Annotated in this window: 25 protein-coding genes; 13 read left to right on the top strand and 12 right to left on the bottom strand. The window is 66.0% G+C overall.

Translation table 11 applies throughout. The features are described 5' to 3' along the window. Positions 1 to 11: 11 nt before the first annotated feature. The 5 genes from ALVIN_RS13415 (at position 12) to ALVIN_RS13395 (ending at position 4,481) form a co-directional block, all read left to right on the top strand. Positions 12 to 566, top strand: a complete 555-nt coding sequence (locus tag ALVIN_RS13415) for a cache domain-containing protein (protein ID WP_012971863.1) — start codon at positions 12 to 14, stop codon at positions 564 to 566. Positions 567 to 786: 220 nt separating this feature from the next. Next, positions 787 to 2,112: a tRNA (N6-isopentenyl adenosine(37)-C2)-methylthiotransferase MiaB gene (gene miaB / locus ALVIN_RS13410; RefSeq protein WP_012971862.1), complete on the top strand. Its 1,326-nt coding sequence runs from the start codon at positions 787 to 789 to the stop codon at positions 2,110 to 2,112. Between the two features lie 5 nt (positions 2,113 to 2,117). Beyond that, the gene (locus tag ALVIN_RS13405; RefSeq protein WP_012971861.1) at positions 2,118 to 3,089 is read left to right on the top strand and encodes a PhoH family protein; all 972 of its coding nucleotides are present in this window, start codon (positions 2,118 to 2,120) and stop codon (positions 3,087 to 3,089) included. After that, positions 3,086 to 3,622, top strand: a complete 537-nt coding sequence (gene ybeY, locus ALVIN_RS13400) for an rRNA maturation RNase YbeY (RefSeq protein WP_012971860.1) — start codon at positions 3,086 to 3,088, stop codon at positions 3,620 to 3,622. Before ALVIN_RS13405 ends, ybeY begins: the two co-directional genes overlap by 4 nt. Further along, entirely contained in the window at positions 3,603 to 4,481 is an 879-nt protein-coding gene (locus tag ALVIN_RS13395) for an HlyC/CorC family transporter (protein WP_012971859.1), read from the top strand. Before ybeY ends, ALVIN_RS13395 begins: the two co-directional genes overlap by 20 nt. A 137-nt stretch (positions 4,482 to 4,618) precedes the next feature. On the opposite strand, the gene ALVIN_RS13390 is transcribed toward ALVIN_RS13395, so the two are convergent. The 9 genes from ALVIN_RS13390 to rsxA all read right to left on the bottom strand — a co-directional run bounded on the left by ALVIN_RS13390 (position 4,619) and on the right by rsxA (position 11,929). Continuing rightward, positions 4,619 to 5,608: a TIGR00341 family protein gene (locus tag ALVIN_RS13390; RefSeq protein ID WP_012971858.1), complete on the bottom strand. Its 990-nt coding sequence runs from the start codon at positions 5,606 to 5,608 to the stop codon at positions 4,619 to 4,621. 50 nt (positions 5,609 to 5,658) lie between these two features. Next, positions 5,659 to 6,324 carry a phosphate signaling complex protein PhoU gene (phoU, locus tag ALVIN_RS13385; protein WP_012971857.1) on the bottom strand — a complete coding sequence of 222 codons (666 nt, stop codon included), beginning with the start codon at positions 6,322 to 6,324 and terminating at the stop codon, positions 5,659 to 5,661. Positions 6,325 to 6,444: 120 nt separating this feature from the next. Continuing rightward, positions 6,445 to 6,726: an RnfH family protein gene (locus ALVIN_RS13380; protein WP_012971856.1), complete on the bottom strand. Its 282-nt coding sequence runs from the start codon at positions 6,724 to 6,726 to the stop codon at positions 6,445 to 6,447. A 21-nt stretch (positions 6,727 to 6,747) separates the two neighbouring features. Further along, positions 6,748 to 7,458 (bottom strand): electron transport complex subunit E, encoded by a 711-nt coding sequence (locus tag ALVIN_RS13375; protein WP_012971855.1) that lies wholly within the window; start codon positions 7,456 to 7,458, stop codon positions 6,748 to 6,750. Continuing rightward, the gene (gene rsxG / locus ALVIN_RS13370; protein ID WP_012971854.1) at positions 7,455 to 8,117 is read right to left on the bottom strand and encodes an electron transport complex subunit RsxG; all 663 of its coding nucleotides are present in this window, start codon (positions 8,115 to 8,117) and stop codon (positions 7,455 to 7,457) included. Before rsxG ends, ALVIN_RS13375 begins: the two co-directional genes overlap by 4 nt. Beyond that, positions 8,114 to 9,205 carry an RnfABCDGE type electron transport complex subunit D gene (locus tag ALVIN_RS13365; protein ID WP_012971853.1) on the bottom strand — a complete coding sequence of 364 codons (1,092 nt, stop codon included), beginning with the start codon at positions 9,203 to 9,205 and terminating at the stop codon, positions 8,114 to 8,116. The genes rsxG and ALVIN_RS13365 overlap by 4 nt, the downstream gene beginning before the upstream one ends. A gap of 1 nt (position 9,206) precedes the next feature. Further along, positions 9,207 to 10,721, bottom strand: coding sequence for an electron transport complex subunit RsxC (gene rsxC / locus ALVIN_RS13360; protein ID WP_012971852.1), 1,515 nt, complete (start codon positions 10,719 to 10,721; stop codon positions 9,207 to 9,209). After that, positions 10,718 to 11,254, bottom strand: coding sequence for an RnfABCDGE type electron transport complex subunit B (locus ALVIN_RS13355; RefSeq protein ID WP_012971851.1), 537 nt, complete (start codon positions 11,252 to 11,254; stop codon positions 10,718 to 10,720). Before ALVIN_RS13355 ends, rsxC begins: the two co-directional genes overlap by 4 nt. Before the next feature lie 99 nt (positions 11,255 to 11,353). Beyond that, entirely contained in the window at positions 11,354 to 11,929 is a 576-nt protein-coding gene (gene rsxA, locus ALVIN_RS13350) for an electron transport complex subunit RsxA (protein ID WP_012971850.1), read from the bottom strand. A gap of 384 nt (positions 11,930 to 12,313) precedes the next feature. On the opposite strand from rsxA, the gene nifL reads away from it, so the two are divergent. The 4 genes from nifL (at position 12,314) to ALVIN_RS13330 (ending at position 18,280) form a co-directional block, all read left to right on the top strand. Continuing rightward, positions 12,314 to 13,960: a nitrogen fixation negative regulator NifL gene (nifL, locus tag ALVIN_RS13345; RefSeq protein ID WP_012971849.1), complete on the top strand. Its 1,647-nt coding sequence runs from the start codon at positions 12,314 to 12,316 to the stop codon at positions 13,958 to 13,960. A gap of 18 nt (positions 13,961 to 13,978) precedes the next feature. Beyond that, positions 13,979 to 15,568 carry a nif-specific transcriptional activator NifA gene (gene nifA, locus ALVIN_RS13340; RefSeq protein ID WP_012971848.1) on the top strand — a complete coding sequence of 530 codons (1,590 nt, stop codon included), beginning with the start codon at positions 13,979 to 13,981 and terminating at the stop codon, positions 15,566 to 15,568. Between the two features lie 122 nt (positions 15,569 to 15,690). Next, positions 15,691 to 16,155, top strand: coding sequence for a (2Fe-2S)-binding protein (locus ALVIN_RS13335; protein WP_012971847.1), 465 nt, complete (start codon positions 15,691 to 15,693; stop codon positions 16,153 to 16,155). Beyond that, on the top strand, positions 16,148 to 18,280 hold the full coding sequence (locus ALVIN_RS13330) for a xanthine dehydrogenase family protein molybdopterin-binding subunit (RefSeq protein ID WP_012971846.1): 2,133 nt from the start codon (positions 16,148 to 16,150) through the stop codon (positions 18,278 to 18,280). The genes ALVIN_RS13335 and ALVIN_RS13330 overlap by 8 nt, the downstream gene beginning before the upstream one ends. Here ALVIN_RS13330 and ALVIN_RS13325 read toward each other — a convergent pair. Together ALVIN_RS13325 and ALVIN_RS13320 are read right to left on the bottom strand one after the other, a co-directional pair. After that, positions 18,277 to 18,696 carry a SufE family protein gene (locus tag ALVIN_RS13325; RefSeq protein ID WP_012971845.1) on the bottom strand — a complete coding sequence of 140 codons (420 nt, stop codon included), beginning with the start codon at positions 18,694 to 18,696 and terminating at the stop codon, positions 18,277 to 18,279. The two genes, ALVIN_RS13330 and ALVIN_RS13325, sit on opposite strands and share 4 nt — an antisense overlap. Before the next feature lie 18 nt (positions 18,697 to 18,714). After that, complete coding sequence (locus tag ALVIN_RS13320; RefSeq protein ID WP_012971844.1) at positions 18,715 to 19,041, bottom strand: HesB/IscA family protein; 327 nt, start codon at positions 19,039 to 19,041, stop codon at positions 18,715 to 18,717. 139 nt (positions 19,042 to 19,180) lie between these two features. Between ALVIN_RS13320 and ALVIN_RS13315 the strand changes: the two genes are divergently transcribed. From ALVIN_RS13315 to ALVIN_RS13300, 4 genes are all read left to right on the top strand, one after another. Then, positions 19,181 to 21,415, top strand: a complete 2,235-nt coding sequence (locus tag ALVIN_RS13315; protein ID WP_223295223.1) for a PAS domain-containing hybrid sensor histidine kinase/response regulator — start codon at positions 19,181 to 19,183, stop codon at positions 21,413 to 21,415. 24 nt (positions 21,416 to 21,439) lie between these two features. Then, positions 21,440 to 22,150 (top strand): glutamine amidotransferase, encoded by a 711-nt coding sequence (locus tag ALVIN_RS13310; RefSeq protein WP_012971842.1) that lies wholly within the window; start codon positions 21,440 to 21,442, stop codon positions 22,148 to 22,150. A 174-nt stretch (positions 22,151 to 22,324) separates the two neighbouring features. Then, positions 22,325 to 22,828 carry a DUF4365 domain-containing protein gene (locus ALVIN_RS13305; RefSeq protein WP_012971841.1) on the top strand — a complete coding sequence of 168 codons (504 nt, stop codon included), beginning with the start codon at positions 22,325 to 22,327 and terminating at the stop codon, positions 22,826 to 22,828. Then, positions 22,825 to 23,967, top strand: a complete 1,143-nt coding sequence (locus ALVIN_RS13300) for a hypothetical protein (RefSeq protein ID WP_012971840.1) — start codon at positions 22,825 to 22,827, stop codon at positions 23,965 to 23,967. The genes ALVIN_RS13305 and ALVIN_RS13300 overlap by 4 nt, the downstream gene beginning before the upstream one ends. A gap of 9 nt (positions 23,968 to 23,976) precedes the next feature. Here the strand turns inward: ALVIN_RS13300 and ALVIN_RS13295 are convergent, their stop codons facing one another. Further along, positions 23,977 to 24,639 carry an LON peptidase substrate-binding domain-containing protein gene (locus ALVIN_RS13295; RefSeq protein ID WP_012971839.1) on the bottom strand — a complete coding sequence of 221 codons (663 nt, stop codon included), beginning with the start codon at positions 24,637 to 24,639 and terminating at the stop codon, positions 23,977 to 23,979. Between the last annotated feature and the right edge of the window lie 205 nt (positions 24,640 to 24,844).

Raw genomic sequence — 24,844 nt, 5'->3', positions numbered from 1 at the left:
GAGGAGTCGACATGAGACACATCCCCTTTGCTCTGGCTGGCCTGACCCTGGCGCTGGGCACTGTCCCTGCCATCGGCTGGGCGCAGAACCCCGATGCTGCAACGCCCGCCGAGGTCGTGACCAAGGTCCGTGAGGCGGTGCAATACCTCAATGCCAAGGGACTGGCCGGATTCGCGGACTTCAACAATAACAAGGATGCCCGCTGGGTCTGGAAGGACAGCTATGTGTTCGTCTATAGCTGCCGCGAGGACGTCATGATCGCCCATCCGCTGCGCCCGGATCTGGTGGGGCGTCCGATCCTGCAAATGCGCGACGACAAGGACCGACCGGTGTTCCAGGAACTCTGCAAGGCCGGCGCCCAGAAAGATGGCGGCTGGGCCGAGTATTGGTGGCCGAAGCCGGGCGAGGCCAAGGCCTCGCGCAAGATTTCCTATGCTCATGGCGCGGCGGTCTCCTTCAAGTCCGACATCCAGGTCGGAGCGGGGATCTACGACGACACCCTGACCCCGGCCGAGTTGGACAAGATTGCCGAGGAAGCGGCCAGACTCCAGAAGGCCGCGCCCTGATCGGAGATCCAGACGCGTCCGGCCTCGATTCGCCGGACGCGGATGCGCCGTCAGACTGAGCAACAACAGTGTGCTTGACAGTCTGCGCGCTTATCCGCAGGATAAATCGCCTGCACCTTCCGCGCGTCCCAAGCGATGAGACGCCCGCTCCACCGACCATCCCGGCGCACCGGCGCCGAGTCCGCCGCCAACCGACAGTCTTTCGATAAGACGCACTCCCATGCCGCGTAAGCTTTTCATTCAAACCTATGGCTGCCAGATGAACGAGTACGACTCGGCGCGTCTGGCTACGGCGCTGCGTGTCGCGGCGGGCCTGGAGCTGACCGATCAGCCCGAAGAGGCCGATGTCCTCCTGCTCAACACCTGCTCGATCCGCGAGAAGGCGCAGGAGAAGGTTTTTTCTCAACTCGGACGCTGGAAGCCCTGGAAGCAGGCGCGGCCCGATCTGGTGATAGGCGTCGGCGGCTGTGTCGCCAGTCAGGAGGGCGAGGCGATCCGCACCCGCGCGCCTTACGTCGATCTGGTGTTCGGACCCCAGACCCTGCACCGGCTGCCGCAGATGCTCAAGGATCTGGAGAGCAGCCGCCGGCCCCAGGTCGATGTCTCCTTCCCCGAGATCGAGAAGTTCGACTGTCTGCCCGCGCCGCGCGCCGAGGGGCCGACCGCCTTCGTCTCAGTGATGGAAGGCTGCTCCAAATACTGCACCTACTGCGTGGTGCCCTACACCCGTGGCGAGGAGATCAGTCGCCCTTTCGACGACGTGATCGCCGAGGTCGCGGATCTGGCCGAACAGGGTGTGCGCGAGATCAATCTGCTCGGCCAGAACGTCAACGCCTATCGCGGTCTGATGGCCGATGGCTCCACGGCGAGTCTGGCGCTGCTGATCCGCTATGTGGCGGCGGTCGAGGGCATCGGACGCATCCGCTTCACCACCAGCCATCCGGTCGAGTTCGGCGACGATCTGATCGAAACCTTCGCCGAGGTGCCCGAGCTGGCGAGCTTCGTCCATCTGCCGGTGCAGTCCGGCTCGGATCGCATCCTGGCGGCGATGAAACGCGGGCATACCGCGCTCGAATATCGCTGTAAGATCAAACGGCTGCGCGAGGCGCGTCCGGACATCTGCATTTCATCCGACTTCATCGTCGGCTTCCCGAACGAGACGGACGCGGACTTCGACGCAACCATCGATCTGATCGACCAGGTCGGCTTCGACCACAGCTTCAGCTTCGTCTACAGCCGCCGCCCCGGCACGCCCGCCGCCGACTATCCGGACGCGGTGCCGCTGGAGGTCAAGAAGGCGCGTCTGGAGCGGCTGCAACAGCGCATCGACACCAATGCCCAGCGCATCAGCCGCCAGATGGTCGGCACGGTGCAGCGCGTGCTGGTCGAAGGGCCGTCGCGCAAGGATCCGGCCCAGCTCGCCGGTCGCACCGAGAACAACCGCGTGGTCAACTTCGATGGCCCGGCCGAACTCATCGGCCAGTTCGTCGACCTGACCATCACCGAATCACTCCCCAATTCATTGCGTGGGCAACTGGCCCACTGAGCCGCTTGAGCATTCAACCCCAATCCATCGACCTCGAGCTCACGCCCGAGGACAACGCGCGTCTGGCCAATCTGTGCGGTCAGTTCGATCAACACCTCCGCCAACTCGAACGCCGGCTCGGGATCGAGATCGGCAATCGCGGATCGAGCTTCCGCCTGATCGGCGAGGGCGATGCGGTGCGGCTCGGCGAGCAGGTGCTGCGCGCGCTCTATGCCGAGACCGCCGAGTCGGTGCTCACACCCGAGACCATTCATCTGGTGCTTCAGGACTCCGGCGTGGATGCACTGCTGGAGCAAGTCGAGGACCGGCTGCCGGAGGTGATCATCAAGACCAAGCGCGGTCTGATCCGGGCGCGCGGACCCAATCAGCAGGAATACCTGCACGCCATCCTCAAGCACGACATCAATTTCGGTGTCGGTCCGGCCGGAACGGGCAAGACCTATCTGGCCGTGGCCTGCGCGGTCGAGGCGCTGGAGTCCGATCGGGTGCGCCGATTGCTGCTGGTGCGTCCGGCGGTCGAGGCGGGCGAGCGGCTCGGCTTCCTGCCCGGCGATCTGGCGCAGAAGATCGACCCCTATCTGCGTCCGCTCTATGACGCCCTGTTCGAGATGCTCGGTTTCGAGAAGGTCAACAAGCTCATCGAGCGCAATGTGATCGAGGTGGCGCCGCTGGCTTACATGCGCGGTCGCACCCTGAACGAATCCTTCATCATCCTCGACGAAGCGCAGAACACCACGCCCGAGCAGATGAAGATGTTCCTGACCCGCATCGGCTTCGGTTCGACCGCCGTCATCACCGGCGATGTGACCCAGGTCGATCTGCCGCGCGGCCAGCCGTCCGGCTTGCGACAGGCGGTCGAGATCCTCAAGGACGTGCCGGGCATCAGCTTTACCTTCTTCAACGCCCGCGACGTGGTGCGTCATGCGCTGGTACAGCGCATCGTCAACGCCTACGATGCCTTCGAGAATCAGCCATGAGCGTCGAACTGGAACTGGATCTACAGGTCGCCACCGAGGACGCTGATCATCCGCTACCGCCTCGGTTCGAGCGCTGGGTCCGGGCGGCGCTTGCGCAGGTCGATCCGCCGTTTCAGCGCGCGCGCGCCGAGCTGACCATCCGTCTGGTCGACCCCGACGAGAGTCAGGCGCTCAATCTCCAGTATCGCGGACGCGACAAGCCGACCAACGTGCTGTCCTTTCCGTTCGAGGCGCCACCCGGTCTGGACGCGGACGATCCGATCCATGATCTGCTCGGCGATCTGGTGATCTGCACCGAGGTGGTGCGGCGCGAGGCGCTGGAACAGGGCAAGACGCCGGAGGCGCACTGGGCGCACATGGTGGTGCATGGCGTTCTGCATCTGCTTGATTACGATCATGTTACGGACGCCGAAGCCGCCGTGATGGAAACACTGGAAACGGCGATCCTGGGCGGGTTAGGATTCCCCCCACCTTACGAAGACCAGGGCAACCTGGAGGATGACAAGACTTCTCATGACGAGCGATCGATCTAGCGAGGGTTCGCGATCACGCAACTGGCTCGGGCGTCTGGGCCAACTGCTGGGTGGCGAGCCACAGGACAGGGAACAGCTCATCGAGCTGCTGAAGGATGCGCGACAGAGGGAACTGCTGGACACGGATGCCCTGAGCATGATCGAGGGCGTGCTCCAGGTCTCGGACCTGCGGGTGCGCGACATCATGGTTCCGCGCGCCGAGATGGTCGCGCTGCGCCGCGACGACCCGCTGGAGAAGATCCTCCAGATCGCAGTCAAGTCGGCCCATTCACGCTTTCCGGTCACGGGCGACGACAAGGGCGAGGTGGTCGGCATCCTGCTGGCGAAGGATCTGCTGTCGTTTTGCGTCGAGTCCGGTCGGCGCGCCTTCAATATCCGCGATCTACTGCGCTCGGCGGTCTTCGTGCCCGAGAGCAAGCGGCTCAACGTGCTGCTCAAGGAGTTTCGCGCCAGCCGCAATCACATGGCGATCGTGGTCGACGAGTACGGCAATGCCTCGGGTCTGGTGACGATCGAGGACGTGCTCGAACAGATCGTCGGCGAGATCGACGACGAGCACGACTATGACGAGGGTTCGGGCATCTTCCGCCGCGGCGAGAACGATTTCAGCGCCAAGGCGCGCACCCCGATCGAGGATTTCAACGAGTACTTCGGCAGCGACTTCTCGGACGAAGAGTTCGACACCATCGGCGGGCTGGTGGTCAATGCCTTCGGGCATCTGCCCAAGCGTGGCGAGTCGGTGGAACTCGGGCGCTTTCGCTTTACCGTGATGCGCGCCGACAGCCGGCGCGTGCATCTGCTCAATATCGAGTCACTCGATTTACAGCCTCAGCCTCCATCCGAAGGCGATGAGGACTGATTCGCGGCCCTGGTGCGGCTCATGCTGTCCGGCTCGCCGGCGTCGGCGGTCGACATTCGCTTCAGTTGCAGCCTCTGGGGTTGAAACCCCGCCCTTCAGGGTGGCTCTCTGATGTTGAGGTCCGGGCGCCATCCGATCTAAATCGGCAACAGCCGATACTGCCGCTCCAGCACCACCAGGGTCAGCACCGCCAGCGTCAGGATCCAGACCAGCACATAAGCCACCATGGCGCGTTTGGCTTTTTCCTTCTCCAGCCATTTGCGCGGGCGGATGCCTTTGAAGAAGAAGACGATCTTGCTGGCCAGATTGACGCTGACCACGTTGATGGCCAGCAGCAGCGCCGCGCCGAGCGCCAGGCCGGGTTCACCCTGGCCCAGCATCAGACCCACGGTCGCCGCCGGCGGCAGCAGGGCCACGGCGACCATGACGCCGACCAGCACACTCGACAGTCCTGTCGTGACCGAGAGCGCCGCCGCCGCGCCGGAGGCCAGGGCCAGCAACACCGAGTCGAGTCCGGCCTCGGTGCGCGAGAGTACCTCGCGGCTGCTCAACTCAGTCGGCCACAACCAGCCGAGGATCGCGGTGAGCGCCACGGCGAGCAGGATGCCGACGAGTACCGTCCTGACCGAGCGGCGCATCAGGGGCACGTCGCCCAGGGCGGTGCCGAGACTGAGCGCCAGATTCGGTCCCAGCAGCGGCGCGATCACCATCGCGCCGATCACGACCGCCACGTTGTCCTCGATCAGACCGATCGCCGCCACCACGGTCGAGAGCATGACCAGAATCAGATAATTCGGACCGAGGCGCGAGTTCTTGTCCATGCCTTCGTAGAGCGCCTCGCGCGCGGCCGTGGCCGAGTCCTCTTTTTTCCGCGCCTCTTCGTCGGGCGGCGGGAGACTCGCTTCGACCGCAAGCACCAGGATCCGCGCCGAGGGCTGGGCGCCGAGCAGTCCCTGCAGCAGATCCAGCAGGCGCTGGACCTGGTTGTCAGTCACCAGCAGGCGGATCGCCTGGAGACCATCCGGTCCCACCGGCCCCAGACGCACATCCAGTGCCTTGACGCGCTCGGCCGCCGCACGCACGGTCTCGGCGCTGCCGGCACCGACGATGACCTCGACATATTTCATCGGCTACTCCGCATGAGTACGGATCCGGGCAAGAAGGGAGCGGGTGAGGCTCAGTCTAGATCGGGTGTATGCCCGGAGGCGACATAGATGGCGCGCTCGGCGACATTGGTCGCGCGATCGGCCACGCGCTCGTAGTTGTGCACGATCCAGAGCAGATAGGTGCCGGTGGCGGCGAACGCGGCATCTGCACGCATGCGCTCAAGCACCTGGGCGATGAATTCGTCTTCCTCGCGGTCGACCTGGGATTCCTTTTCGACCGCTGCGCGCAGTGTAGCCTCGCTGCCGTTGGCGACGAAGGCGGCCAGCGTCTGTTCGAGCATGTCGATGGCATCCGCAGCCAGCTCGACGATGGCGGCCACCGGCTCGGCGGGGAGCGGTGCCTCGACATCGCGCTCGATGATGCGCGCGACATCGGCCGCGTAGTCGCCGATGCGTTCCAGTTCGGAGGCCAGTTCCATGCAGGCGCCGACCGCGCGCAGATCCTCGCCGGCCGGTTTGTAGGCCGCCAGGGTGACGAGGCATTCCTGTTCCAGAAGGCGACGCTGCTGGTTGATGAGCTGATCGCCGGCGATGATAGCGGCGGCCAGATCCCGATCCTGCGTCTTGAGACACTCGACCGACCGATGCAGCGCCTCGACCACCCGCGCGCCGAGATCGCCCACCGACTCCTGTAGATGTGAGCGTCTCTTTTGAACCAGATTCAAACTTTCGGGCATTGCTCCGTCCTCGGTCATGAGTGTGTGTCGGTCGGCGTCAGGGGCCGACGCGACCGCTCCGAGGCGTCATCATAAATCCAGTGATGGTCCGATGGCGAATGGCGCTGAATCGGCGGCAGGTCAGTCCTCGTCGCCGGCGTCCTGACGGTCACGGCGTTCGACGGTTTCGGGATCGACGGTGATAGGGCGATAGATCTCGACCCGGTCGCCGTCGTTGAGCCTGGTGTCGAGCCGGCTGAGTTTGCCGAAGACGCCGACCTTGTTGACGCTCAGGTCGATCTCGGGGAAGCGTTCGAGTAGTCCCGAGCGTTCGATGGCTTCGCGCAGGGTGCTGCCCTCGGGTACGTCGAGCTTGAGCCAGGTCTGTTTGAATTTGTCCGCGTAGGCGACACCGACGAGCATGGTTCTAATCCTCCGTCATGATCAGGCCAGGGCGCCCGTGCCGGCCGTCGACTCACGACGCCGCTGCGCTTCGGCGAGCCGTGTGTCGATCAACCGCTTGCCGGCCAGGATGAAACCGAGCGCGATGAACCCGCCCGGCGGCAGGATGGCGAGCAGGAAGCCGCGATAATCCGGGATCAGCGTCGTTTCCAGAAAGGCCATGCCTTCGCCGAGCAGCAGGCTGGCATTGGCGAACAGGGTGCCCGAGCCGATGATCTCGCGCACGGCACCGAGCAGCACCAGCACCAGGGTGAAACCAAGCCCCATCATCAGCCCATCGAACGCCGCCGGCAGAACCGGATGACGCGAGGCGAAGGATTCGGCCCGGCCCAGGATGGCGCAGTTGGTGACGATCAGCGGGATGAACAGGCCCAGCATCTTGTGCAGGTCGTGCAGCCAGGCATTCATCCCGAGATCGACCAGCGTCACCAGCACGGCGATCACCAGGACAAAGATGGGAATGCGCACCTCCGGCGTCACCCAGCCGCGAATGAGCGCGATCAGGAAACCCGAGGCGATCAGGACGGCCGTGGTCGCCAGCCCCATGCCCAGTCCGTTGGTGGCCGTGCCCGTGACCGCGAGCAGCGGACAGAGTGCCAGCGACTGGCCCAGCACGACGTTGTTGCTCCAGAGACCATCGCGGCTGATGCGGCCCCAGGCGGTCTTGTTGGCGGTATTGGGTTCGAGGCTCATTCCGGACTCCTGGCTGGATCGGAGGCGACCGAGACGGCGGCGGGCGCAGTCAGGGCGACCTGATGACGCTGGAAGAATTCCAGTCCGCGCTTCAGGGCGCCGACCACGGCGCGCGGCGTGATGGTGGCCCCGCTGAACTGATCGAAGTCGCCGCCGTCCTTCTTGACCGCCCAGTGCTCGGGCGGCGGATCGCCCAGCGACAGTCCGTCGAAGGCGAGAATCCAGTCGTCCTTGGCCAGTTCGATCTTGTCGCCGAGTCCGGGGGTCTCGGCGTGCGACAGCACGCGCGCGCCCAGCACCCGGCCGTGCGGGTCGACGCCCAGGATCAGTTCGATGAGGCCCGAGTAGCCGGAACCGCTCACCCGATAGGCCACGCCCGTGACCTCCAGTCCACGCAGGGCGCGATAGACCACAACCGGCGCGCCATCGGCGCCGGGCAGGGTCAGCGGGTCGGCCAGCAGATCGTTGTCATGCAGCGCCGGTGGCAGCACCTGGCTGAGCGACGCCTTGAGATCCTCGGCCTTGCGCAGGGCGATGGTCTCGTGCGTGGCCAGATTGCCGGCTACCAGCAGCACGGCGGCCAGCAGGGTGAAACCGCCCAGCAGCACGGCCTGATAGGCGATGCTCTGACGTTGGTTCAGCACGGCAAGCAGGCTCATCGGGAGGTCTCCACGTCGTTGGCATATTCGAGTGGCTGGCCGCGCCGGTCGCGCCCGTAGATGCGCGGCTTGACATAGTGGTCGATCAGCGGCGCGCAGGCGTTCATCAGCAGCACCGCGAAGGCCACGCCCTCGGGATAACCGGCCCAGGTGCGGATGACATAGATCAGCAGTCCGCAACCGGCGCCGAAGAGGAGCTGGCCGCGCGCCGAGACGGGCGATGTCACCGGATCGGTCGCGATGAAGAAGGCGCCGAGCAGGGTCGCGCCCGAGACTAGGTGATAGAGCGGACCGGCATAGTGTTCGGGATCGATCAGGTGCATGAGCGCGGCCAGAACGGCGATGGTGCCGAGCAGCGCCACCGGGATGTGCCAGGTGATGACACGCTTGTAGAGCAGGAACAGCCCGCCGAGCAGGAGCAGCAGCGCCGAGGTCTCGCCCAGGCTGCCGGCGACGGTGCCGACCGCGCCCGAGAGCGGTGCATAGAGATCGGGCAGGATGGTCGCCAGCGTCTCGCCCTGACCCAGTTCGGTGCGCACCTGACCAAGTACCGTGGCCCCGCTGAAGGCGTCGAAGCCCTGACCGCCGAAGGTGATGGCGAGACTCTCGACCAGCCCCGGCGCTTCGGCGGAGAACAGCGGCGTGGGCGCGACGAAACTCGTCATCTCCAGCGGAAAGGCGATCAGGAGCGCCACGCGCGCGACCATCGCCGGGTTGAACAGATTCTGGCCGACACCGCCGAACACCTGTTTGGCGACCACGATCGCCAGCAGCGCACCGACCACGCCGATCCACCAGGGCGCCCAGGGCGGCAGAGTCATGGCCAGCAGCCAGCCGGTCAGGAGTGCCGTGCCGTCGCTCAGATCGGGCCGGATCGGTTTGCCGGCGAACCACAGACTCAGGATCTCAGCGAGCAGGGCACCGGCCAGTGTGGCCAGAAAGAGCCAGATCGCCGGCCAGCCGAACTGCCAGAGTCCGAACAGGGTGGCCGGAACCAGGGCCAGCATCACCAGCCCCATGGTGCGTGGGATGCCGACGGTGTCGTGGGCGAAGGGGCCGCACTGGGCGGCGGGTGTCTCGATCGGCATCTCAGGCCTCCGTCTCGGCGGCGACAGGTTCGGCGGCAGTCGCCTGTTGCGCGGCGGCTGCGGCCTCGGCTTTCTTGCGCGCCGCCATCTCGCGTTTGCGCTGTTCCATCTGTTCGCGCTTGGCGCGTTTGATCGCTTCCATGCGCGCGGTGCGCTGCTCGGCGAGCCGCTTGGTCTCGGTCTGTTTCTGCTTGGCGCGTCCGCGCGCGGCCATCTCGCCCTTGGCATGGTTGAGATACTGGACCAGGGGGATATGTCCCGGACAGACATAGGCGCAGGAACCACAGCCGATGCAGTCCATCAGACCGCGTTTGACCGCGCCCTCCAGATCGCCGGCGCGGATGTGCGCGACCATCTCCAGCGGCACCAGACCGCAGGGGCAAGCCTGGACGCAGCCGGCACAGCGGATGCAGGGACGGGGCGTGCCGCCATTGATCTCGGCGGCGGTGAGTGCCAGCACGCCATTGCTGCCCTTGACCATGGGGACACGGGTGCTCGGCAAGGGCTGGCCCATCATGGGACCGCCGCTGATGAGCCGCGCCGGTTCGTCCTTGAAACCGCCGCAATGAGCGATCAGATCCTGGACCCGGGTGCCGAGCGGCACGCGCACATTGGCCGGACGGGCGATGGCTCCACCGCTGACGGTGACCACGCGCGCGACCAGCGGATGACCCAGCCGCAGCGCCTCGTGCACGGCGAAGGCGGTTGCAGGGTTGTGCACCACCACACCGATGTCGGCCGTCAGACCGCGTGCCGGGGTCTCGCGTCCGGTCAGGGTCTGGACCAGATGTTTTTCCGACCCCATCGGATAGCGGGTCGGCAGGCGCGCGATCCGGATGTCGGGATCGATCGAGGCCGCCACCGCCATTGCGGCCTGCGCCTCGGGTTTGTTGTCCTCGATGCCGATGACGATCCGGCTCACGCCCAGGGCGCGGGCCATGAGGCGAATTCCGTCGATCACCGACTCGGCCCGTTCGCGCATCAGGCGATCGTCACAGGTCAGATAGGGTTCACATTCGGCCCCATTGATGACGAGCGTGTGGACCGCATAGCGCTTGCGCAGATCGAGCTTGACGGCGGAGGGAAAGGTCGCGCCGCCCAGACCGACGATGCCGGCGGCGGCCACGCGCGCGGCGATCTCCTCGGGCGCGAGCGCGAATGGATCCTCGACGCCCTGGATGTGATCGGCCCAGCGATCCTCGCCATCGGGCTTGAGCGTGATGGTCGGCACCGAGAGTCCGGACGCATGATGGGCCGGATACTGACCCACGCCCATGATGCGTCCCGAGGTCGGGGCATGGACCGGCGCCGAGATCACGCCCTGACCATGGGCCAGCAGCTCACCCTTGGCCACGCGCTGACCACGCCGCACGGCCGGACTGGCCGGCGCGCCGATGTGCTGTTGCAGCGGGATGTGCAAGAGATCCGGCAGGGGCAGCGTCTCGATCGGCTGCTCGGAGGCCAGGCGTTTGCGGTCATCGGGATGGACGCCGCCGCGAATCTTGAACAGTTTCATGACTGAAGCGCGTCCTGTGGTTTGGGCCAGTACCAGTTCTGAAGGGTCGGAGCCAGCGGGCGCATCTCGATGCCCTCGGTCGGACAGATCTCGGAGCAGAGTTCGCAGCCGATGCAGGCATCGGCGAAGACGACGTGGATCATGTTGTTGGCCCCCATGATGGCGTCGGTCGGGCAGCGTTTGAAACACTTGGTGCAACCGATGCACAGCCCTTCGTTGACGTGCGCGATCATCGGTGGTTTGTCGGCGACCCCCGAGAGATCGACGCTGACGCCGAGCAGGTTGGCCAGTTCCTCGGCCAGCGCGCGTCCGCCGGGGGGGCAGATGGTCACGGAAGCGGTACCCGAGGCGATGGCCTCGGCTGCCGGGCCACAGCCTGGATAGCCGCATTGTCCGCATTGTGACCCCGGCAGCAGGGCGGCGACCTGCTCGGTCAGGGCGTTGCCCTCGACCTTCAGATAGCGCGCGGCGAGCCCGAGCAGACCGCCGAGGGCGAGACCGAGCGCGGTGAGGCTGGCGATGGAGGCAAACATGGCTCAGTGGTCTCCGAGTTGGACGCAGAATCTTCGGTATCCGGCGGTGCGACGGCCCGCCGCCCAGTACTGACTGAACACGACGAACCCACAGCGCCTCTAGGCCAGTCCGGCAAAACCCATGAACGCCAGCGACAACAGCCCGGCGGCAATGAACGCGATCGGCGCGCCGGAGAAGGCCGCCGGCACCTGTGCCAGCGCCAGCCGCTCGCGCATCCCGGCGAAGACGACCATCACCAGCGTGAAGCCGAGCGCCGAACCCAGGCCGTAGAGTGCGCTCTCCAGGAAGCCGTGCTCCTCCTGAACGTTCAGGAGTGCCACGCCCAGCACCGCACAGTTGGTCGTGATCAGCGGCAGATAGATGCCAAGCACCTGATAGAGCGCCGGCGAGATCTTGCGCATCGCCAGCTCGGTGAACTGCACCACGGCGGCGATGACCAGGATGAAGGTGAGGATGCGCAGAAAGCCGAGGCCGAGCGGCTGGAGTAGCGCGTGTTCCAGCACCCAGCCGGCCACCGCCGCCAGGGTCAGGACGAAGGTGGTCGCCAGCCCCATGCCGAGCGCCGAGTCGAGCTTGCCCGACACCCCCATGAAGGGGCACAGCCCGAGAAACTTGACCAGCACCACGTTGTTCACCAACGCGGTGGCCAGGATCAGTAGCAGATACTCGCCCATTGCACCAACAGCCCCTGCATGTCATCGATGCATCGCCCTCTGCAAAGCCAGTGCCAGCTCGAATCATGCACGGTTGGATGCGTGGTTGTGCGCCCGCGTGCATCGGCGTTCGGAGGGGCGAAGGTTCGAAATAACCGACTGATCGATATCGATTTATTGCTTGGGGAAGCCGGCTGGACGATCGGGTGACAACAGGTCGGACAGCGGCTTCGGTCGTGGAAGCGGACTGTTGCTGTAGCGACGCTCGTGTTTGTTGCGTACCCTTGGATTGTTGGAAAACGCACAAGCCCCATGTCACATGGCACTTGCGTCAGCGAATTCGGCATTTCTTTTGCTTCTAATTAAAGCCGAATCACCACATCCGCCGTCCACCAGGAGCTACCCGTGCCGGCCCGATCCGCCCCGGAACCCATCCCATCGACCGAGATCCTCAACACGCTCGGCGAGTTCATCGCCTCGCCGCCCGACGGCACCCCGCCCGAGGTGGTGGAGGCACTGGTCCGCATGGGCGGCGACAGCGCCGATCCGCTGCCGCCGCTGCTGTTCTTCGAAGCCGTCGAGCAGTCGCCGATCGCCATCTCGATCACGGATGCACGGGCGACCATCCTCTACGTCAACCGTGCCTTCGAGTCCCTGACCGGCTATGCGCGCGACGAGCTGCTGGGTCGCAACGAATCGCTCCTGTCCAACAACGCCACGCCCAAGAGCGTCTATGAACAGCTCTGGCGCACCATCCTTGCGCGTCAGACCTGGAGCGGCACCCTGGTCAATCGCACCAAGTCGGGCGGGGACTATCTGGCCGAACTGACCATCACGCCGGTCATCGACCGCGACGGCGATCTCAAGTACTTCCTCGGCATGCACCGTGATGTGACAAAGGTGCACGAGCTGGAAGGTGCCGTGCACCAACAGAAGGCGCGCCTGGAAACCGTGCTCGATGCCGCGCCCGTGATCGTGGCGCTGCTCGACAGCGCCGGACGGGTGATCCTGGACAATCAGGAATACAAGCGGCTGTTCACCGAACTCAAGGGGCGCGAGCCGGCCGAGGTGTTGCGCGCAGCGATCGGCGAGCAGCTCGGCGTCGATCCCTTCGCCGCCTGTCTGGAGCACGGGCGTGCTTTCAAGAACATCGAGGTCAATCTCGACATTCGCGGCCAGTCCGGCGCGCGCTGGTTCGCCTGCTCGCTCAACCCGGTCGACGAATCCGACGCCAGTGCGCGCAGCTATTTCGGCGAGTCGGCGCAGGGCGAACGCCGTCTGCTGCTGCTGGCCAACGACATCACCAGCCGCCGTCGCGAGATCGAGCGCGCCCATCTGGAGAATCTGCGCGCGCGTCTGGCCGAGCAGCAGCGCATGCACGGCATGCGCGAAGCGCTGGCCGCCGCCGTCTATCAGATCCAGGTGCCGCTCAACGTCATCCAGGCCGCCGGCAGCATGTTGCGTGATGGCGTCGGCAATCCCGAGATCCTGGCCACCATGCTCGATCAGATCAACGAATCCGGGATCAAGGCGTTGGCGACCCTGACGGCGGCCCTGCCCGAGGAGCCGCGCGAGGCCGGGGTGCGGGTGAATGTCAACACACTCCTGCGCCAGGTGCTCGAACTGGAGACTCAGCGTCTGCTGGCTGGCGGTATCGTCGTCGACTGGCGCCCGGCGACCCTGCTGCCCGAGCTGAACGGCCACAAGAACCAGTTGCGCGCCATGTTCAAGCATCTGATCGACAACGCCATCCAGGCCCTGCGCGAATCCGGCCGGCCCAATCGTGAGCTGATCCTGACCACGCGCCCGCTCGACCGGGGCGTCGAGGTCGAGATCCAGGACAATGGTCGCGGCATCACGCCCGAGGACCGCTATCGCGTCTTCGAGCCGTTCCACATCGGTTGGCGTGATCGACGTGGCCGGTCCGGCATGGGACTTGCTTTAGCTCAAGAGATCGTCAACGCCCATGGCGGATCGATCGAGGTCGATCCCGATTTCACTGGTGGCTGTTTGATTCGACTGTCCCTGAACGCTGTACTGGCGGACGACTGAACCTTGACCGATCGATCCATGAGCTTCAATCCAACCACCCCTGGGGTATCCGGGGAGACGAGCCGGCTCGCCCTGCTCGAATCGCAACTCGCGGCGCTGTTCGAGGTCAGCCGCGTGCTGAGCCGTTCGCTCGATCTGCGCCAGACCCTGCGCGAGGTGCTCGGTGTGCTGCACGAGCGCGCGCGTCTGCGTCAGGGCCTGGTGTCGCTGCTCGACGAGGAGCGCGGCGAACTCCTGATCAGCGCGCTCCACGGCCAGGACGCCGAGCCGTTCGAGGCCGTCAGCTACCGCCCCGGTGAGGGCGTCATCGGCCATATCCTCACCGCCAACGCGCCCTGGGTGCTGCCGCGTCTGGGCGATGAGCCGCGCTTTCTCGACCGGCTCAATCTCTATGATCCGGATCGGCCCTTCATCGGCGTGCCGATTCGCTGCGACGAACAGGCGATCGGCGTGTTCGCCGCCCAGCCGCCCGTCGGTGCCGAATTGCTGGACGACCGCGCGCGCTTCCTGGAGATGGTCGCCAACCTCATCGGCCAGACGGTGCGGCTGGCGCGCACGGTCGAGGCCGAGCAGCAGGCGTTGCGTGAGGAGCGCGACAAGCTGCGGCGCGAGGTGCGCGGTTCGCACGGCTTCGACAGCATCATCGGCCGCGCCGATGCGATGCGGCTGGTGTTCGAGCAGGTGCGTCAGGTCGCCAAATGGAACACCACAGTGCTCATCCGTGGCGAATCCGGCACCGGCAAGGAGCTGATCGCCAACGCCATCCACTACAACTCGCCGCGCGCCCGCGCGCCCTTCGTCAAGCTCAACTGCGCCGCGCTGCCCGACAATCTGCTCGAATCCGAGCTGTTCGGCCACGAAAAAGGCGCCTTCACCGGCGCCGTCTCGCTGCGCAAGGGCCGCTTCGAGCAGGCCGACGGCGGTACGCTTTTCCTCGACGAGATCGGCGAGATCACGCCCGCCTTCCAGGCCAAGCTGCTGCGGGTGTTGCAGGAGGGTGAGTTCGAGCGCGTCGGCGGCGGGCGCACGCTCAAGGTCGATGTGCGAGTGATCGCCGCCACCAACCGCGATCTCGAATCCGAGGTGCGCGCCGGGGAGTTTCGCGAGGATCTCTACTACCGGCTCAACGTCATGCCGATCCGCATGCCGGCCCTGCGCGAGCGCATGGAGGACATCCCGGATCTGGCGCGCTTCCTGGTCGCCAAGGTGGCGCGGATGCAGGGGCGCGAACTGGAGATCACCGACAGCGCGCTACGGGTGCTGATGCGCTACGACTGGCCGGGCAACGTGCGCGAACTGGAGAACTGCATGGAGCGCGCGGCGGTGATGAGCGAGAACGGTGTCATCGATCGCGACGTCATCCGGCTCACCGGCATCGACCTGAACGCCGGCGCGCCCGAACCGTCGCGCCCGGCGACAGCGATGACGGTGCCAGGCAGCGGTGCGGTCGACTTCAACGACCCGGATCTCGACGAGCGCGAGCGTGTCATCGCCGCGCTGGAGGAGGCCGGCTGGGTCCAGGCCAAGGCCGCGCGTCTCCTGAACATGACCCCGCGCCAGATCGCCTATCGCATCCAGACGCTCAACATCAAGGTGCGGCAGTTCTGATCGGTCGAGCCCGTCATGGGCTCGACTCCTGTCCATACCGGCCTGGAATCGGGCGCCTTTCTTTCACACGAGCGTGAAATCTGTAATGCTAGCGCGTCTCTCGTTCGCTCGGTCTCGGACCCATGATCCATTTCACGCTCAATGGCGAGCCGCAGGCGCTCGCGCTCGACCCGGCCACACCCCTGCTGTGGGTGTTGCGCGATCATCTCGGACTGACAGGCACCAAGTACGGCTGCGGCGAGGGCGCGTGCGGCGCCTGTATCGTGCAGCTCGACGGCGAGCCGGTGAAATCCTGCTCCACGCCGTTATCGGCCGTCGAGGGACGCTCGGTCCAGACCATCGAGGGGCTGTCGCCCGATGGTCGCCATCCGCTGCAACTGGCCTGGGTGCTGGAAGAGGTGCCGCAGTGCGGTTACTGCCAGTCGGGGCAGATCATGATGGCGGCGGCGCTTCTGGCCCGGTATCCACGGCCGACGGACGCCCAGATCGATGCCGCCATGTCCGAGGTATTGTGCCGCTGCGGCAGTTACGCACGCATTCGTCGCGCCATCCACCGGGCCGCCACGCCAGAGGTCCAGGGTGGCTGATTCGGGCTCGGCGGCAGGTTTCACGCGACGCGATCTGCTCAAGATCATCGCCCTGAGCGGTGGTGGTCTGGCGCTCGGCTGGGTCTGGCCGGCGCGCGCCGAGACGAACGAGACGCCGGCCCCGAGGCGGTTCGAACCCAATGCCTGGATCAGCCTGCATGCCGATGGCCGTATCCAGTTGAGGCTCGCGCGCGCGGAGATGGGGCAGGGGGTCATGACCTCGCTGACCATGCTGCTGGCCGAGGAGCTGGAAGCGGGACTCGATCAGATCCAGATCGAGCCGGCACCGATCGATCCGGTCTATACCAACCATCTGCTGGGTGAGCAGGCGACCGGCGGTGGAACCTCCACCCGCGACGGCTGGGAGACGCTGCGCGAGGCCGGCGCCCTGGCGCGGACGCTCATGATCGCGGCCGCCGCCCGGACCTGGGGCGTGCCCGAATCCGAATGTCGCGCGCGTCGGGCCCGAGTCCACCATGCCGATGGAACGAGCCATCTCGGCTATGGCGAGCTGGCGGCCATGGCGGCGAGTCTGCCGGTGCCGACCTCGGTCGTGCTCAAGGACAGGTCCGACTGGACTCTGATCGGAACCAGTCAGCGCCGGCTCGACACGCCGCTCAAGGTCCGTGGCGCGGCGCGCTTCGGACTCGACGTGCGGCTTCCGGGGATGCTCCATGCCACGATCGCGCGCTGTCCGGTCATCGGCGCCGAAATCCGCGGCTGGAATGCACAGGCCGCGCGCGCCGTACCGGGCGTGATCGACGTGTTCGCGGTGCGCCATGGCATCGCGGTCGTGGCCGAGACCAGCTGGGCGGCGCTGGCCGGGCACGCGCGGCTGGAGATCGACTGTCGGCCCAGGGTCAATACGGCGGTGGCGACCGAGCGCCTGCGCTCGCGTCTGCACATCGGCCTGAACGGACGCGCGCCCGTGGCGCTCAGGGAGGGCGACGTGAGCCGCGCCCTGGCTGAGGCCGCGCTGGAGATCGAGTCGGTCTACGAGGTGCCCTTCCAGGCCCATGCCTGCATGGAGCCGATGAACTGCACTGCCGACGTGCGCCCGGACGGCTGTGACATCCATGTGCCCACCCAGTCGCCTGCGGCCACACAGGAACTGGCTCAGCGTCTCACCGGGTTGCCGCCCGAGCGCATCCGGGTGCACACCACCTTTCTCGGCGGTGGGCATGGGCGGCGGCGCGAGCTGGATTTCGTGCATGACGCCGTCGAACTCTCGCACCGGCTCGGGCAGCCGGTGCAGGTCATCTGGACGCGCGCCGACGATCTTCAGCACGACTACTACCGGCCGATGACGCTGCACCGGCTGCGCGGTGGGCTCGACGCGGCCGGCGAACCCGTGGCCTGGTTCCATCGCGTGGTCGGGCCTTCGGTGCTCGCGCGGCGCGATCCGGGTCGCATTCGCGATGGCATCGATCCGCTCATGATCGATGGCGCGGCGAGTCTGCCCTATCGGTTCGCGCATCGGCGTCTGGAGTACAGGCGCGCCGACACGCCGGTCCCGATCGGGCTGTGGCGCGGCGATGGTCATTCGCACAATGCCTTTGCGACCGAGTGCTTTCTCGACGAGCTGGCGCGCGCGGGCGGGCACGATCCACTGGCGTTGCGCCGGAATCTGCTGGCCGAGAGTCCGGCTCATCTGGCGCTGCTCGACCGACTCGCCGAACACTGGGCTGCGCCCGTACCCGATGGACAGGGACGAGGGCTGGCGCTGGTTGAGGCCACAGGCAGCCGGCTGGCCCTGATGGCCGAGGTCGCGGTCGAGGAGGGGCGGGTGCGCGCGCGACGTTTCGTCGCCGTGCTGGACTGTGGGCAGGTGGTCAACCCGGACGCCGTGCGGGCGCAGATCGAGAGCGGGATCGTCTTCGGGCTGACCGCCACCCTCAAGGGCGTCATCACCTTCAGCGATGGCCGGGTCGAGCAGACCGGCTTCGGCGACTATCCGCTGTTGCGCTTCGACGAGATGCCCGAGATCGAGTCGATCCTGATCGACAGCGACGCCCCGCCCGGCGGGGTCAGTACCATCGCCACGCCGGCGGTGGCCCCGGCCGTGGCCAATGCGCTTCTGGCCTTGCTCGGGCGTCCGTTCAGAACGCTGCCGATCCGGCTCTAAACCGCCAGCACTCGCGCCTGTGCCTTCATCTTATTGACGATGGCATAGACGCCGACATGGCGGTTGGGACTCAGATGCTCTTCGAGTTGCAGTCCCTGGAACAGCTCGTCGACGTCGAGTGCTTCGATTTCATCCGGCGCCTTGTCGGAGAACAGCCCGACCAGCAGGGCGACCACGCCCTTGATGATGGCTGTGTCGCAGTCGCCCCAGTAGGCCAGTCGCCCGGCGTGCTCCGGATGCGGATGGGCGGCCACATGCACCAGACTCATGCACTCGACGACGCGGTTGGCGTCGGTCTTGTGCGCGCCCGGCATCGGCGCCAGACGCTCACCGAGTTCGACCAGATAGTGATAGCGCGACTCCCAGTCGCCCAGCAGCTCGAAGTTCTCGACGATCTCGCCGATGTCTGCATTCATGCCCGAAACCACGCGCGACTAGACCCGGAAGGACTCACCGCAACCGCAGTGATCCTTGGCATTGGGATTGTGGAACTCGAAACCCTGGTTGAGCAGGTTGGTCTTGACGAAGTCGATCTCCAGTCCGTCGAGCCGGCTCAGGTTCGTCTCGTCGACCACGACCTTGACGCCGTGGCTTTCGAACACCCGGTCGTCGGCGCCGAGCTCGTCGGCATAGTCGACCGCATAGGTGAAGCCGCTGCATCCGCTCTTTTTGGTCGCGACGCGCAGACCCAGGCCATGCCCGCGTCGTTCGAGCTGGCTGGCGACGTGTCGGGCCGCCGCTTCGGTCAGGGTTACCGTCATCGTTTTCGCCTCGCTGAAAATCAATGTCATCGATGGGGCTGAATCTGCATCCGGCAGAGAGCCTTTTCAAGGTTGAAGCCTGTTCGGGCAACGAGTATCGTCCCCGCCATCGATCTCGTTCTCACTGCTCAGGCCCGTCTTGCTCCCCGATTCGCTTGCTCCGTCCTCGCCAGCTCCATCCGAGCGTGCCATCCAGGTTCCGGTCGCCTTGGGTGTGCTGGATACGGCACTCTGTCTGAATTGGCTCCAGACCTCGACTGATCCGAAGACACCGCTGCCGGGCCTGACGACCAGCGCCGAGTTCATGCCGCTGGCGCGTCAGGTGCTGGCCAGCGGCCAGCCGGTTCGCCAAACCCTTGCCCTGGATGAGGCCGGTTGCACACACCGGCTCGATCTGATCCTGACGCCCATGCTCGGCCCGCAGGGCGAGACGGCCGGCGCCTTCGTCGGCGTGCTCGATCTCACCGAGACGCTGCGCGTCGAGCAGGCACTGCGCGAGAGCGAGACCCAGTTCCGGCTCATGTTCGATCTGGCGACGGTCGGCATGGCGGTCATAGAGCCGAGCACCCGCCGCGTGCTGCGGGTCAACCAGCGCCTGTGCCGGATCCTCGGCTACGAGGCCGGGGAGCTGCTCGGGATGTCGTTCCAGGATCTCACCCATCCGGAGGACCGCTGGCACGACCGGCGGCGCTTCCGGCGTGCGGTGTTGCAACTGGACACCGATTATTTCACCGAGAAACGCTATGTACGCAAGGACGGCACCGTGGTCTGGGCGCTGGTGAACGCGACCTTCATCCGGGATGCGAACGGCGATCCGGTGCGCGCCGTGGCCGCTATCTTCGATATCACCGACCGGCGTGAAGCCGAGACCCGGGCGCGTGATCTGGCCGCCGTGGTCGAGTCCTCGTCGGACTTCATCGGTATCGCCGGACTCGACCGGCGTGGACTCTATATCAATCCGGCCGGGCGCTCGCTGGTCGGTCTCGATGCGGAACAGGACATCACCGAGATCCGGATCGAGGATTTTTTCATGCCCGAGGATCTGGAGCAGCTGCGCCAGTCCATCCTGCCGGCGATGGAGACCGCCGGGCGCTGGGCCGGGGAGTTCAGGTTCCGCCATTTCGTCACCGGCGAGCCGATCGACGTCTTCTATGACGCGCTGCGCATCGACGATCCCAACACCGGGCGTCCGCTGCACTATGCCACGGTGACGCGCGACATCCGCACCGAAAAGGCCGCCGAGCAGGCGCTGCGCGAGGCCGACCGGCGCAAGGACGAGTTCCTGGCCGTGCTCGGACACGAGCTGCGCAACCCCATGGCGCCGATCCGCCATGCCGTCGAGATTCTGCGCGCGCTCGGTGTCGATGGCGATCCCCGGATCCGCTGGGCGATCGAGGTGCTCGACCGCCAGACCGCGCACATGGGCCGGCTGCTCGACGATCTGCTCGATGTCTCGCGGATCGTGCAGGGGCGCATCGAGCTGGAGCCGGTCGAGCTGCGGGTGCGCGAACTGGTCCAGCAGGCCGCCGATGGGGTGCGCGCGCTCATGGAGGAGCATCGGCACCGATTCGTCTGTCGGCTGCCTGCGCCCGGTTGGCGTGTCCTGGGCGATCCGGTGCGGTTGTCGCAGATCCTGCTCAACATCCTGGTCAATGCCGCCAACTACACCCCGCCCGGCGGTGAGATCCGCATCGACTCCCGCATCGAGGGCGACTCGGTGCTGATCCAGGTGCGCGACAACGGGCAGGGCATGACGGCCGAACAGCTCGATTCGCTGTTCGGACTCTTCACGCGCGGGCCGCATGCAGGCGATGCCGACAGCGGCGGACTGGGGCTGGGGCTGGCCATCGCGCGCCGGCTCGCCGACCTGCATGGCGGCTGTCTGGAAGCGCGCAGCGAGGGACTGGGACGCGGCACCGAACTCTGTCTGCGGCTGCCGATCTTCACCTGTGCGCGCTCGGCGAACCTGAACGAGCCTCCGGACTGTCCGAACGTGTCGCCAGCGGGCGAGAAACCGCGCGTTCTGGTGGTGGACGACGACCCGGACGTGGTCGATGCTCTGGCGATGCTGCTGGAGATCCTGGGCTATCCGGTCGATGTGGCGCGTTCCGGTCCGCAAGCCCTGGAGCTGGCGCAGCGTCAGTGTCCGCGTGTGGCACTGCTCGACATCGGCATTCCCGGCATGGACGGGCTGGAGTTGGCGCGACGCCTGCGCACCCAGTATCCGGATCCCAAACGCCTGAAGCTGGTCGCCCTGACCGGGCTCGGCCACGAGCAGGCCCGCGAACGCTCGCTGGCCGCCGGTTTCGACGAGCATCTGGTCAAGCCGCTCGGGCGACAGGCGCTGCTCGCGCTCCTGGAGTCCTTGGGGTGATGAATCGATCAACGGAGCAAATGGATGAAAACAGCGGTCGCGATTCGACACGTGGCATTCGAAGACCTGGGGGCTTTCGCCGGGGTGCTGACCCAGCGCGGCTGGGCCTTGCGCTATCTGGAGGCCGGCGTCGACCGGTTCGACGACATCGATCCCATTGAGCCGGATCTGCTGGTCGTGCTGGGCGGGCCGATCGGCGCCTACGAGGAGGCAAGCTATCCGTTCATCCGCGACGCGCTACGCCTGCTGGAAAGACGCTTGCAGGCCGATCGCCCGACGCTCGGGATCTGTCTGGGCGCGCAGATCATGGCGCGGGCGCTCGGGGCGCGTGTCTATCCGGGGCCGTGCAAAGAGATCGGCTGGACGCCGCTGCGTCTGTCGCCGGAGGGACAGGTCTCGCCGCTGGCGCCCCTCGATGGCGCCCTGACCTCGATGCTGCACTGGCATGGCGACACCTTCGATCTTCCACGTGGCGCCACGCGACTGGCCTCCACCGACCTGTATCCCAACCAAGCCTTCTCGTGGGGGCGTTCGGTGCTCGCACTCCAGTGTCACCCGGAAGTCCGCGCCGACCAATTCGAGCGCTGGCTGATCGGTCATGCCGGTGAACTGGCCGCCGCCGGGATCTCGATCCCGGAGTTGCGCGCCGAGAGTGCGCGTCTGGCGCCGACCCTGGAGCAACAGGGCCGACGGTTCTTCGATGCTTGGCTCACGACGATCGAGCCACGCCCATAGCCACTCTGCTCGTCCGGTAGGCAGCGGAACTTGAAGTTGCTAGGCTAGCCGAATGCCACCGGCTGGAAGCGGCGACATCGACAACAAGGACACGACAACAACGCCGGAACAGCAGCGTCTGGCGTTATCTGAACGCGCGGACGCAAAACGTAAAGCAGCGGATGAACCCAACGCATGACCTCGGACCAACTCCTCGCTTCGACCGACCGCGAAGAGGCCTTGTCGCGCGCTTATGTGCAAGCCGTAGCCGCCGATGCCGGCTATGTGGTGGCTAGCCTGGACTTCGATCGCGACGGCATAGATTACGTCATCAAGGCCGGTGGACGGATGCGTCCCGCGCTGGGGATCCAGCTCAAGGCCACTACCCAGCTCGGCGAACCGCACGAGGGACACTATCGCTACGCCCTCAAACGCCGCAACTATGACCTGCTGCGCGAGCCGACCCAGACCCCACGGGTGCTTGTCGTGCTCGCGCTGCCACAGGACGAGGCCGAGTGGCTGACGGTCACTGACGAGGAATTGGTTCTGCGCCGCTGCGCCTATTGGATCTCGTTGACCAACCTTCCGGAAACTGACAACCGCACATCCGTGACGGTCTCACTGCCCGCCCAGCAGCGCTTCGATGTCGATGCGTTGCGCGATTTGATGGAGCAATCGAGACGAGGAGCGATCCGATGAAGATCCAGATCCGTGATGCCCAGGCTCTGCGCGCCATCACGCCCGCCGCACTTGCGGCCTATGTGCGCGGCGAGGGTTGGGAGCGTCTCGAATCCTATGGTCAACATGCCGATGTCTACGCTCATCCACATCAGCCCGAGCTGATCATCCCACGCACCCAGGCCATCGCCGACTACGCCTCGGTCGTCGCGGAACTGATCGCGATTCTGACCGAGGCCACCGAGCGGGATGCGCTCACACTCTATCGAGACCTGCTCGGCGCCGATCACGACGTGATCCGGGTGCGTGCCGCCGGGAACAGCGAAGATGGCTCAGTGAGCCTGACCACGGGCGAGGGACTGGTGACGCAGACCCGCGAGATGCTGCTGGCCGCCGCCTGTGCCGTCTCCAATCCGCGCGCCCTGTATCGCGCCGGCGCCAATCGCGAGGCCAACGAGTATGTCCAGCGGGTTCGCCTGGGTCAGACCGAGCACGGCAGTTTCGTAGTCAAGCTCCTGGCGCCTGTGCCGCCACTGTTGCAGGCGTCGCTCGATCCGGCTTGGCTACCCTTCGACGACGAACCCTATGAGCGCAAGGTGACGCGGCGCCTGATGGAGGCGTTGACGGCCTGTAACCAAGCCGCCGAGCAAGCCACGACGGCAGGCATGGACGCCTTCGAGCGGGCCGTCGGCGTCGGAGTCAGCGCCAATCTGTGTGAGGCGGTCGCCAAGCTCATCCAATACGCCGATCGTCTGGAGGTCGGTGTCACCTGGGCGCGCACCCGCCCCGGAGCCACGCCCCATCAGCGCGTGCGCTTCTCACCGAGTACGGGCGCGATTCTGAGCGAAGCGGCGCGAAATTTTCGCGAACGGCACTCGCGCCCGGACATGGAGCTGTTTGGAACCGTCTACCAGCTCCAGCGCGACCACAAGGAAGCCGAAGGCCGGGTGACGCTTCGGGCCGTGATCGACGGCAAGATTCAGTCCGTCCAAACGACTCTCGACGAGGCCGGCTACAGCCAAGCCGTTCAGGCCCATGACCAACAACTGCCGGTGCTGATCCGTGGTGATCTGGAACGCAGCGGGCAGCGTTGGCGGCTCACCAGCGCGGAGTTGGTCAGCGTCGGACTGGGGGAGGACGAGGACATCTCTCCTGACTGATGTACGCCATCAATGCCGATGCTCGGCCACCCGCATACTGGAGGCCGAGGCCATGTCGAGCAGCCCGCGCATCAGGACCGCGCGCTCGGTCGTTGGCAGGGTTTCGATCAGCGCCTGCTTGTCCTCGGGACTGAGCGGCAGGTGGGCGCACAGCAGATTGGTCAGCTCCTGATCGGCCAGCTTCTCGATGTCGTCCCAGGGGATCTCGACGCCATGCAGTTGGCAATAGGTCTTGAGCGAGCCGAGAAAGCCGGGGCGATCCGGGATGCGCTGCTCATCGCCATGATAGTCGGCGGCGAAACGCTCCCAATCCACCCGCGCGCGCCGATAGCCGTTGTGCTCCTCGATCTCGCGCGTCACCTGGAAACGGCATACCCCGGTGAGCACCAGGATGATGCGCCCGTCCGGCGTCTCACTATACGAGGTGATGCGCCCGGCGCAACCGACGCGATGGATCTCGGGCACATCATCCATCAGGGTCTCGCTGGTCGGCTGGATCATGCCGATCAGATGGTTCGAGGCCAGCACATCGGCGACCAGGCTCAGATAACGCGGCTCGAAGATATTGAGCGGCAGTTGCACGCCCGGCATCACCACCGCCCCGGCCAGCGGAAACAGCGGCAGGGCAGGCGGCAGGTCGGAGAACTTGGGGAAGAACGGGGTACGAGTCATCAATGAAGGCTCCAGTCGAACCGCGCGATGAATCCTGAATCTGGTAGAGGTGAAAACATCCTTTTTCACGCTTGACCTGTCCTGAAATGGGGCATCGCCCTCGAATCACCAGCCTTTCACCATGGCGAACCTGGAAATCCCCGCGTCCGACCGCACCTTCCCGACCGACGGCCCCAAGCGGGCGCCATCCATCGATCACGAGGGA

This window comes from Allochromatium vinosum DSM 180, assembly GCF_000025485.1.
Lineage (GTDB): Bacteria > Pseudomonadota > Gammaproteobacteria > Chromatiales > Chromatiaceae > Thermochromatium > Thermochromatium vinosum.
This window is presented reverse-complemented; position numbering and strand designations above follow the sequence as displayed.